Origin of the sequence: Fusobacterium sp. FSA-380-WT-3A (assembly GCF_012843705.1) — a bacterium.
Classification (GTDB): Bacteria; Fusobacteriota; Fusobacteriia; order Fusobacteriales; family Fusobacteriaceae; genus Fusobacterium_B.
Genome location: NZ_JABAFQ010000020.1, coordinates 23,294 through 33,805 on the forward strand (window position 1 = coordinate 23,294; position 10,512 = coordinate 33,805).

General features: G+C 26.8%; 8 protein-coding genes and 2 pseudogenes. 4 read left to right on the forward strand and 6 right to left on the reverse strand.

Going from position 1 to position 10,512, the window contains the following annotated elements:
• Positions 1-9 precede the first annotated feature (9 nt).
• The 3 genes from HF862_RS09240 (at position 10) to rpsI (ending at position 2,503) form a co-directional block, all read left to right on the forward strand.
• On the forward strand, positions 10-1,449 hold the full coding sequence (locus HF862_RS09240; protein ID WP_170187582.1) for an aminopeptidase: 1,440 nt from the start codon (positions 10-12) through the stop codon (positions 1,447-1,449).
• 207 nt (positions 1,450-1,656) lie between these two features.
• Entirely contained in the window at positions 1,657-2,091 is a 435-nt protein-coding gene (gene rplM / locus HF862_RS09245; RefSeq protein WP_170187583.1) for a 50S ribosomal protein L13, read from the forward strand.
• A 22-nt stretch (positions 2,092-2,113) separates the two neighbouring features.
• Positions 2,114-2,503: a 30S ribosomal protein S9 gene (gene rpsI, locus HF862_RS09250; RefSeq protein ID WP_206039078.1), complete on the forward strand. Its 390-nt coding sequence runs from the start codon at positions 2,114-2,116 to the stop codon at positions 2,501-2,503.
• A gap of 263 nt (positions 2,504-2,766) precedes the next feature.
• On the opposite strand, the pseudogene HF862_RS09255 reads toward rpsI, so the two are convergent.
• From HF862_RS09255 to HF862_RS10200, 3 genes and pseudogenes are all read right to left on the reverse strand, one after another.
• Positions 2,767-4,102, reverse strand: a pseudogene (locus HF862_RS09255) (ATP-binding protein).
• Between the two features lie 78 nt (positions 4,103-4,180).
• The gene (locus HF862_RS09260; protein ID WP_240934813.1) at positions 4,181-4,849 is read right to left on the reverse strand and encodes a site-specific integrase; all 669 of its coding nucleotides are present in this window, start codon (positions 4,847-4,849) and stop codon (positions 4,181-4,183) included.
• A gap of 24 nt (positions 4,850-4,873) precedes the next feature.
• Positions 4,874-5,080: pseudogene (locus HF862_RS10200) on the reverse strand (hypothetical protein); the annotation flags it as partial.
• A 316-nt stretch (positions 5,081-5,396) separates the two neighbouring features.
• On the opposite strand from HF862_RS10200, the gene HF862_RS09265 reads away from it, so the two are divergent.
• Positions 5,397-6,623, forward strand: coding sequence for a hypothetical protein (locus HF862_RS09265; RefSeq protein ID WP_170187584.1), 1,227 nt, complete (start codon positions 5,397-5,399; stop codon positions 6,621-6,623).
• Between the two features lie 145 nt (positions 6,624-6,768).
• On the opposite strand, the gene HF862_RS09270 is transcribed toward HF862_RS09265, so the two are convergent.
• From HF862_RS09270 to HF862_RS09280, 3 genes are read right to left on the reverse strand one after another with little or no spacing between them, the layout of a single operon-like run.
• Positions 6,769-7,263 (reverse strand): glucose PTS transporter subunit IIA, encoded by a 495-nt coding sequence (locus HF862_RS09270; RefSeq protein WP_170187585.1) that lies wholly within the window; start codon positions 7,261-7,263, stop codon positions 6,769-6,771.
• 60 nt (positions 7,264-7,323) lie between these two features.
• Entirely contained in the window at positions 7,324-8,562 is a 1,239-nt protein-coding gene (locus HF862_RS09275; protein WP_170187586.1) for an anaerobic sulfatase maturase, read from the reverse strand.
• Positions 8,563-8,585: 23 nt separating this feature from the next.
• Complete coding sequence (locus HF862_RS09280) at positions 8,586-10,265, reverse strand: sulfatase-like hydrolase/transferase (RefSeq protein ID WP_170187587.1); 1,680 nt, start codon at positions 10,263-10,265, stop codon at positions 8,586-8,588.
• Between the last annotated feature and the right edge of the window lie 247 nt (positions 10,266-10,512).

Consider the following 10,512-nt stretch of genomic DNA (forward strand, 5'->3'; position numbering starts at 1 on the left):
TGGTAGAAAATGTTATACAAAAAAACTAATGGTTGGAAAAATATTTCTTCTGAAAAAATGGAAGAGATATTTGCCATGGGAGAAGAATACAAAAAAGTTTTAGACCTTGGAAAAACAGAAAGAGAGTTTGTTGAGTTAGCTACTAGTTTTGCAAAAGAATGTGGGTTCGTAGATGCTAGATTAAAGACTTATCTTGTTCCTGGAGATAAAATTTACTACCTTAATAGACATAAAAATATAGTTCTTGCTGTAATTGGTAAAGAAGATATTTTAAAAGGAATAAATTATATAGTTTCTCATATAGATTCTCCTAGACTTGATTTAAAACAAAATCCATTATATGAAGAATTTGAACTAGCTTATATGAAAACACATTATTATGGTGGAATAAAAAAATATCAATGGGCTTCAATTCCATTAGCTCTTCATGGAGTAGTAGTTCTTTCTAATGGAGAAAAAGTAAAAGTTTCTATAGGAGAACATGAAGGAGACCCTGTATTTACAGTTCCAGATATATTACCTCATCTAGACAGAAAAGTTCAAGGAGATAGAACTGCTAGAGAAGTTATAAAAGGAGAAGAATTACAAATAATTGTAGGTTCAATTCCAACAACTATAGAGGATAAAGAAATAAAAGATTTAGTAAAATATAATATTTTAGAAAAACTTAATAAAATATATGGAATGATAGAAGAAGATTTTATTTCAGCTGAATTGGAGTTAGTTCCAAGTCAAAAAGCTAAAGATGTAGGATTAGATAGGTCTATGATTGGAGCTTATGGTCAAGACGATAGGATTTGTGCTTATACATCTTTAAGAGCTATTCTTGATATTCATGAAGTACCAGAAAGAACAATAGTATGTTTCTTAGCTGATAAAGAGGAAACAGGTTCTGATGGAGCAACAGGTCTTCAAAGTGAATTTATAGATTATTTTACAAGTGACATGATTTATAAAATAAAAGGAAATTATTCAGATTTATATTTAAAAGAAGTTTTTTGGAATTCTAAAGCACTTTCTTCAGATGTTAATGCTGGAATAGATCCAATATTTAAAAGTGTTCATGACTCTCAAAATGCCCCACAACTTGGATATGGAGTTGTTATAGTAAAATATACAGGTTCTGGTGGAAAATATAGTACTAATGATGCTGATGCTGAATATGTTGGAGAAATTAGAAAAATGTTAAATGATAACAATATATTATGGCAAACAGGAATGTTAGGAAAAGTTGATGAAGGTGGAGGAGGAACAGTTGCTAAATATCTATCAAAAAAAGGAATTAATACAATAGATATTGGTCCAGCTTTACTTGCTATGCATTCACCATTTGAGATTTCTTCTAAATTAGATGTATTTGAAACTTATAGAGCTTATAAAGCTTTTTATAAAGGGCAAAAACAAGAAGAGAAAAAATATATTCCAAAAAGTAATAAAATATATTTATAAATTAAATATTAAATAGAGAGGTTTATTCCTCTCTATTTTTATATAAAAATAAATTTTAAATATAATTTAACAAAAAAGTTTAAAAATCAATAAATTTTCTTGACTTTTTTTGTTAATTCATGTATAATCATAAGGTAATTTAACCTTTCCCACAAAGGACCGTTGCGTTATATATATTATATAACTGAATTTTTTAGGAGGAAAAAAGTGAAAAAATACACTGTAATGCAAAGAAAAGAAGATGTTGTTAGAGATTGGTATCACTACGACGCTGAAGGAGTAGTTTTAGGAAGATTAGCAGTAGAAATCGCTAAAAAATTAATGGGAAAAGAAAAAGTTTCTTTCACACCTCATGTTGATGGAGGAGATTATGTAGTAGTTACTAACATAGATAAAGTAGTAGTTACTGGAAAGAAAATGACAGATAAACTATATTATAGACACTCTGGATTCCCAGGAGGAATTAGCAAAAGAACTTTTGCTGAAGTTATAACTAAAAAACCAGAAGATGCTTTAATGCTAGCTGTAAAAAGAATGCTTCCAAAAAATAAATTAGGAAGAGAACAATTAACAAGATTAAGATTATTTGTTGGTGCTGAGCACGATCATGTTGCACAAAAACCTACAAAGGTAGAAATGTAAGGGGGTATTAACAGTGGCAGAAATGAATCAATTTAGAGGAACTGGAAGAAGAAAAACTTCTGTAGCAAGAGTAAGATTAATTCCTGGAGAAAAAGGAATTGTTATAAACGGTAAAGAAATGAAAGAATATTTTGGAGGAAGAGAAATCCTTTCTAAAATAGTTGAGCAACCATTAGTTTTAACTGAAACTTTAGATAAATATCAAGTTATAGTTAATGTTTATGGAGGAGGAAACTCTGGACAAGCTGGAGCAATCAGACATGGAGTTGCAAGAGCTTTATTATTAGCTGATGAAACTTTAAGAGGAGCTTTAAAAGAAGCTGGATTCTTAACTAGAGACTCAAGAATGGTTGAAAGAAAAAAATTCGGAAGAAGAAAAGCAAGAAGAAGTCCTCAATTCTCAAAAAGATAATTTTTTACAGTTTATTTTTATATACAACACCTCACAAGCCTTGTGTTTGTGGGGTTTTTTCTTTTTTTGACTTTCTAAAAATTTATAAAAAATCATTGAGGTAGCACCCAAGTAGCACCCGAGTAGAACCCAAAAATTTTTGAGATAACTCTTTATAAAGTCTTGAATAAAAATGAAAAAATAAAAATTATTGAAAATTAGATTATAAAATAAAAATGTGAAGATTTTATATACTATAAAAATATAAATCTTCACATTTATGATTATTTATTTAATTTTTTTAAAGCTATATCAATAAGTTTTTTACTGTAGTCTGCCATAAATAAAGGTATGTTTAATAAATCATCATCAAGAGTTAAATTATCAAAAGAAAATCTAACTCTTAATTTTACATCATCTGAATATTTTTCTTTGAATTTTAAAAGACTTTTACCTTTAGTATTTTTTTCTGCTTTGACTTCAATAGGGAGAATATCATTTTCATTTTGAATAATAAAATCTACTTCATAGACATTATCAGACCAGTATCTAGGAGAAACTTCAAATTGAGGTATCAAACTTTGAAGTATATAGTTTTCTGTTAAAGCTCCTTTAAATTCTGTAAAAAGTCTATTTCCCTCTCCAAAAGCAGTTGGAGAAAGTAAAGAAAGTCTATTTAATAAACCAACATCTACTAAATATATTTTAAAAGCAGATAAATCATCATAAGCTGATAAAGGTATTCTAGGAGCTGAACTTCTATATACTTTAGAAACTAAGTTAGCATTTACTAACCATTGAAGAGTGTCTTCATATTCTCTAGCCCTTGCTCCTTCTTTGACAACTTTATATATAAACTTTTTATTTTCTCTACTAAGTTGAGATGGAATTGATTTCCAAATCATAGAAATTTTAGGAAATTCTTTTACATTAGGATGTTTTGCAAAATCTCTCTCATAAGCTTCTATAATATTATTCAAACTTTTTATCATTAAATCAGTATCTCTTTCTTTAGTTCACATATATACTGGCTCAGGCATACCACCAGTTATATAATACATTTTTAATTTTTCATATAAAGGATTATAGAAAGCGTCAGGTATTTTTTCAATATCATCAATACTATCTAAAAAAAGTTTAAGATTTTCATCTCCATTTGCTAATAAAAATTCACTAAATGTCATAGGATAAATATTTAAGAAATCAACTTTTCCAACTGGAAAAGAAGAAGGTTTAGCTAATGTTATTCCTAGAAGAGAACCAGCACAAGCTATATGATACTCTGGAGCATTTTCATAAAAGTATTTAAGAGAGTTTATAACTTCTGGACAATCTTGTACTTCATCAAATATTATTAAAGTATTATTAGGTTCTATTTTTTGATTACTTATAAGCATAAGATTTTGTAGTATTCTATTTATATCTTTAGTAGTTTCAAAAAATTGACGATATTCAATATTTTCATCAAAGTTAAAGTAAGCTACATTATTATAATATAAGTTTCCAAATTCTTTTAAAATCCAAGTTTTTCCTACTTGTCTACCCCCTTTTAAAATAAGAGGCTTTCTATATTTTGAATTTTTCCCATTTTATCAAATCATCTAATATAAATCTTTTCATAATGAACCTCCTAACTATTTATTATATTATATCACATTATTTATTATTTTATTAGTTCAACATTTTTTCTAAGTTCTTCTATATCCTTACGAGTATATATTTTTCAGTAGTAATATAGCTTTCATGTCCTATCATTTTCTTAATAGCAGTAGCATTAGCATTGGCATTACTAAGAAGTGTAGCAAAAGTATGACGACAATCGTGTGGTCTATGTTTCATGTTTAATTGTTCCATGATAGGAAGAAACTTTTCTCTATAGTAATTATCATACTTCATTTTTTGACCTTTAAAGTTAAGAATTAGATATTTATTATTTTTATTGTATCTATTTTTAATTAAAGGAAATATCTTAGGATGTATGGGAATTAATCTGTTTTTACCTGCTTCTGTTTTTAATCCTCCAGTCATAGTCATATTGATAAGGTCTATATTCTTAGTTTCAAGTTCTAATAATTCTCCTATTCTAAAGCCACTATATATCATAATAAGAATAGTATCTATAAACTCAATATCAAGCAAATATTTCCATAGTATTTCTATTTCTTTATTACTAAATGGTTCTCTTTTATTTTCTGTAGTATTTTTTCCAATATCTACAAATGAACTATAATCTTTAGTAATAATATCATTCTGCATAGCATAAGCAAACATTTGTCCGAATAGGTATTTTATTTTTCTTTTGGTTGATTGTCCTTTTGAACAGTTATCCATAGCTTCTTGCAAATGTCTAGTTTTAATGTCTTTCATTTTCATAGGATGAAGTTTTTCAACATTGTCATAGGCTGATTGATAACCAAGAATAGCAGAATGACTAACTTTTGAATATTTTATTTTACTCCATTTTTCATAAATATCTTTAAAAGTTATATTAGCTAATTCAATATCATAAGGAGTATCTAATATTAGTTTTTCATACTTAAAATTTTTCTTAATAAAAGCAAAGTCATTGATAATGAAAAAATTGGATTTTAAAGAGATATATCAAGGATTATACTATATATAATTGTTTTAATATCTTTTTTTTAAGATAATTTTTATATACAATACTTTACAAGTTTTGTGTTTATATTTTTTGATTTTCTAAATTAAAGAATAAAATAAATAATTTAGAATAGAGTAAAATAATAAATTAAAAAGAAAAGATAAATGTATAAAAAACTATTTATTGATTTTTTTATATAATTGTAGTATACTTTTTAAGTAAGTGAACATTAATTGAAGAAATAGGAGTTCAAATAAGGACTTCTATTTTTATTATTATTTTATAAAAAATAATTAAAGATGGAGATTAAAGATGAAAAAAATTCAGATAATTTTATTGAGTTTAATATTATTAAGTTGTGAAACAAAGGAAATTACAAAAGATAAAATAGAGTATAAAAATGATTCTGTTTATATCAAGAATACAGATAAACTTTATACAGGAAAGCTTGTAGATAATACTAATGGGATAAAAATAAAAGTAAATATAAAAAAGGGTAAAATTAACGGGGAATATATATCAGTTTATGAAAATGGGAATATTTCTGTAAAAACATACTATAAAGATGGAAAGAAAGATGGAGAATATGTTTCTTATTATGAAGATGGAAATATTTATAGTAAATGTAATTATAATATGGGAAAATTAAATGGGAAATATATTTCTTATTATGAAAATGGTAATGTTTTAAAAGAAATTGAATTAGAAAATAATAATTTTTCTAGTTATATAGAATATTATGAAAATGGAAACATGAAGATTCAACTTCAAAATATTATGTATAAAGATGAATATACAGAGTATTATGAAAATGGAAATTTAAAATTAAAGAGAGAATATACAATAGATGGAATTTTAAGTTTACAAAATAATTATGATGAAAATAATAATATAATCTCAAATTCTTATTATTCTCCAGTTCCTAAAGTAAAGGAAGTAAAAAAAATAGAAAAATATAACAGCATAATTTCTCCAGAAGAACTGATAGGAAATATATTAAAAGATAAAATAGAAATAGAAGATAAAAATGTACAAGAATCAGTAAAAATTTTATACAATGAAGAACAAGAAAAATTAAAAACTATATTTTATTTTATAGAGAATGATAAAAATGTTGGAATGTTTGAGGGTTATCCACGTAAATTGTTAGGAACTCCAAGACAAGAATTTATTTATAGAGATGGAATTATTTTTAAAGTTATAGAAACAGTATTGTATCCAGATATGGATGGGAAAAAAGATTGTAGTATAATGGAAATCAACATAGTAAATGGTATGAAAAATGGAAAAGTTATAGAGAAAGGAAAATATTTTAAATCAGAATATACATATGTAGACAATCTTCTTCAAGGGAATGGAGTAACATATTTTTTAGATGGTAGGGTATTGAAGTATTTAAATAAAGATGGAAAAAGAGATGGAAAAGCAGTACTTTATTATCCAGATGGAACAAGGGAAGAATTTGTTTATAAAGATGGAATTACTAGTGATGAGAAAATATATTATAATAAACTTGGGGAAATAGAAAAATTAAAATAAATAAAAAAAGGGAAGGACTAATCCTTACCTTTTTTATGTAATCATATGTCTGACAACATCTGGATCCTATTTTATATTTTTATAATTGTTAAATAAATTTACTGTTTATATAATTTTCATCTTTATTGATTTTTATGAAGAAACCCTATTTAAGAGTAACTTTCATTAATAAATCTCCTGGTCGTACTATTCCTTTAGCAACAATCTCAATAGATTCTACAATATCCATATTTGTAATTAAAATAGGAGTTTTTACTGATGGAACATTATTTTTTATAAACTCTAAATCATATTTCACTAGTTTAGTTCTTTTTTTTACTGTAGTTGAATCACAAACTTTTACTAGACCTTTTTTATCTAATTTTACAGTATCAACACCAAAGTGTACAATTAATTCTAATCCATTAGTAGTTTCAATACTAACAGCATGATAAGTTCCAAATATATCTATTTCACCATCAACAGGACAATAGATGGCACCTGGTAATGGGTCAATAGCACAACCATCTCCTATCATTTTTTGAGAAAATGCTTCATCTGGAACTTCTTCTAAAGGAATAACCTTTCCTACTAGTGGAGAATATATTTCTACAACTTTTTTACTATCTTTTTTAGGTTTAAAAAAATCAAATAATCCCATATAAAAATCTCCTTATTTAATTTTGGGAGAGGGATGACAATAATTATCATCCCTCTTTATCTATTTTTCAGTAGTGGTTTTATTAGTGTCATTTAATTTAGTTATAGCTTGAGGAAATAATATCCAAGGTATTTCTTTTTCTTTAAATTGTATCATTAAATTTAATCCTGGAGTTACATGCTCAAATATACTTTGATAAGCTTCACAGAAATAACTTATTCTTTCTTTATTATCATTGATATTTACAAATCTATGTTTAGGACAACCACCATGACATAATTCCAACCATTTACATTCTTTACATTTTGAACTTATCTCTTTTTTTAAATCAGATAGTTTTTTAGTTTTTGCTTCAATTTCATTTAAAGAAAAATCTTTGAAACTACCTATTTTAAATTTATCTTCTGGATAAACAAAATGGTCACATTGATAAATGATACCATCATTTTCAAGAGCTAAGTTATTTCCCCCACAAGCTTCTTTGAAAACACATAGTGTTTGCTCAAATCCTCCAAGTCTTGAAAGTAAAGAATCGAACATACGAATAGATATATTCAAAATATCTTTTTTTATCCATTCGTCAAATATTGTATTCATAAATTTAGCATAGTCTTCTGGTTTTACAGAGAATGAAGTTGGTTTAGCAATAAAGTTTTTATCATCTATCCATGCAGGTTTATAATTTTCATCCACATCTTCTGTTTCTATAACAGGTATAAACTGCATAAATCTAACTCCAATAGCTTTTAAATAATTATAAACTTCTAAAGGATATTTAACATTAAAATTATTAACTACAGTAAGAGTATTATATTCGACTTTATATTCTTCTAAGAATCTAATACCCCTAGAAACTTCTCTAAATGTCCCTCTATTATCAGCTGTTCTTCTATAAATATTATGAAACTCTTGATCTCCATCTATAGATACTCCAATTAAAAATTCGTTCTTTTTAAAGAATTTTGCCCATTGTTCATTGATTAACATACCATTAGTTTGTATAGAGTTATGAATTTTCTTGTTAAAGATTCTTGCAAGATTTATTTGATGACTAACTATTTTTTTATAGAAATCAAGTCCTGCTAAAAGAGGTTCACCACCTTGCCATGTGAAATATACATCTTCTGTTGGAGATTCTATTATTCTTTTTTCTATAAATTTTTTAGCAAGTTCAATATCCATTACTCTAGTTCTTTTATTATCTTTTGAAGTCATGAAATCTTGCTTTTCTAAATAGAAACAATATTTACATGCTGTATTACAATAAAAACTAGTGGGTTTAATCATGAAATTTAACATTTTTTATTTCCTCCATTAAAAAACTATTTAGTAGGTTCTGTTGCTTTAACTAATTGTTTGTATTTAGGAACATTATTAGCTGTGTTAGGTTTTACAGCTTTAGTAGTTAAGTATGTTCTCATTTTAGCTTTTAATTCTTTTACAACTTGTGGATGTTTTTTAATTACATTGTTAATTTCTTGTGGGTCATTTACAGAATCGTAAAGAGCATAAGAATTATCTCCAACATAATAGTGTAATGTCCAGTTATTATCTCTTACTGTCCAAGAGAATTCTGATAAACTTTCCATGTATGGGTTAACTGGATAATAATCTGATTCTCCAGTTACATATTTATCATAATCTCTCCAGAATGGAATGTTAATTGGATCCCAGTGGAATGCTCTAGGTTGTGCCCAATATAATTCTTTATGAGGATTTCCTTGTTCCTCTCCTTTTAAGTAAGGCATTAAGTCAACACCATCAATTTTAGCTTTCCATTCAGCTGGTATTTCAATTCCTGCAGCAGATAATGCTGTTGGCATATAGTCTATAGTAGATACCATTTTTTCATATTTTCCTGGTTTTAATCCTTCTGGCCAAGTAATGAATCCAGGGATATGAACTCCACCATTGAATGTTTCTCCTTTATTTCCGTGGAATATTCCATTCATTGGTAATGGAGCATCAATAACTGAACCATTATCAGAGAAGAACATTATGATAGTATTTTCAAATTTTCCTGATTTTTTAAGTTCTTTTATGATTCTTCCTACGTTTTGGTCAACTGCGTAAATAGATTCATAGTATTTATCTACTTCTTCATTTCCTGTATCAAATATTCTATATTTTTTAGGAGCATGTTGCTCTAAAGGAATATGAGGTGCGTTATAAGCTAAGTATACAAAGAATGGTTCATCTCCAGCTTTTTTAATTCTTCCTATTGCTTCATCAGTTAATTGGTCAGTGATGTATCCTTTAGCAGGTGTAACTTCTCTGTTTTTGAATAAGCTTGGAGAATTATAATATGCGGTTCCTGCAGCATGGAATCCCATGAAGTAATCAAATCCTCTGTTTTGAGGTTGGAATGGCTCATCACAGAATGTAGTAAAGTTATCATGATAATCTCTTGTTTGTTTTTCTTTAGGAACTGGTACATTAGTAATTCTTCCTAAGTGCCATTTTCCTATAGCTGATGTACTATATCCATGATTTTGGAATAATTCAGCTAAGAATTTATGGTCTACAGATACACCATCTTGTGCGTCATCATTACTATAAATTCCAAATCTTGAAGGATATTCAGAAGTCATAAATGCAGCTCTTGATGGTCCACTAACTCCATGACATACGAAGTCTTGAGTAAGCATAATACCTTGATCTTGTAACTTTCTTAAGTTAGGAGTAGATTTTTTAGCAGCTTCTATAGCTTTGTCTACATCTACTTTATATCTGTCAGGAATAACTTTTTCAGCAAGAACTTTTTTATCAAAAGCCTTTTCATCAAAGTTTAATTGTCCATAACCTAAGTCATCCATAGAAATAATAATTACATTTGGTTTACCTTGAGTTTTATACTCAGTAGGTACGAAGCTTTTGTTAAAAGCAACGTTTGTAGCTGTCCCCTTATCTTTTACATTTGTTGTAGCAGAAAAACTAGTAGTGGCAAGTGCTCCAAGTAACATAACACCTAGATACTTTGTTCCATTTTTCCAATTTAACATAATGTCACCCCTTTTATTTAATGTTCTTTTTTAGAACGAAATTATCTACATTGATATGTAGGTTCTTTTAGTGATATAATCATACATCTTTTTTAGAAAAAAGTCAATAGAAAATGTAAAATAAATTCAAAATTACATAAAAATATGTACATAATTGTAAAAAAAAATTCAAAAAAACTTGCTTTTTATAAAAAATATAATATAATTATATTAAATAGTAGTTTATAAATAAGTATATTTTATTAAG

Coding starts and splice junctions, on each gene's coding strand:
- HF862_RS09260 (WP_240934813.1), bottom strand. CDS start 4,849: ATGAAAGACATTAAAACTAGACATTTGCAAGAAGCTATGGATAACTGT.
- HF862_RS09275 (WP_170187586.1), bottom strand. CDS start 8,562: ATGTTAAATTTCATGATTAAACCCACTAGTTTTTATTGTAATACAGCA.
- HF862_RS09265 (WP_170187584.1), top strand. CDS start 5,397: ATGAAAAAAATTCAGATAATTTTATTGAGTTTAATATTATTAAGTTGT.
- HF862_RS09270 (WP_170187585.1), bottom strand. CDS start 7,263: ATGGGATTATTTGATTTTTTTAAACCTAAAAAAGATAGTAAAAAAGTT.
- HF862_RS09280 (WP_170187587.1), bottom strand. CDS start 10,265: ATGTTAAATTGGAAAAATGGAACAAAGTATCTAGGTGTTATGTTACTT.
- HF862_RS09240 (WP_170187582.1), top strand. CDS start 10: ATGTTATACAAAAAAACTAATGGTTGGAAAAATATTTCTTCTGAAAAA.
- rpsI (WP_206039078.1), top strand. CDS start 2,114: ATGAATCAATTTAGAGGAACTGGAAGAAGAAAAACTTCTGTAGCAAGA.